1 protein-coding gene is annotated in these 412 nt (G+C 42.2%); it reads left to right on the top strand.

From position 1 onward, the window contains the following. A partial coding sequence (locus LVD47_RS23390) for a hypothetical protein (protein ID WP_236981143.1) occupies nt 1-412 on the top strand: 412 nt, incomplete at both ends.

Raw genomic sequence — 412 nt, 5'->3', positions numbered from 1 at the left:
CGGACAGTTGCTGGAATGTGAGTGAATGGTATAAATTTATAGAGATAAAAGATGCTACGCCTCCTACGGTAGTAGTAGATGATGAAATACGGGTAAGTTTGACGAACAAAGTAGCGTGGGTGGAAGCAGAAGAAATGGACGAAGGCAGTTGGGATAACTGTGGAATTAGTTTGCGCTTGGCGCGGAGAGTAGACTGGTGGGCAGATACGGCTTGTGTGGACTTATGTTCCAATGGAAAAGAATATGATAACTGGGTAGACTTATTGGTAGACTTAGGATTTGCAGAAGGCCAGGTAGAGAATGTATTAGGGGGTGATGTATTGTGTGGAGAGTATGCATATGACATCGAGAAATTACATGAGTTCTTCTTAGAACATGAAGAAGTAGAAGCCCACTACTATGAGAAATTGAA

This window comes from Membranihabitans maritimus (assembly GCF_021729145.1).
Lineage (GTDB): Bacteria > Bacteroidota > Bacteroidia > Chitinophagales > Saprospiraceae > Membranihabitans > Membranihabitans maritimus.
The sequence above is the reverse complement of the archived record's forward strand: the minus strand, read 5'-3'. Positions and strand labels throughout refer to the sequence as shown.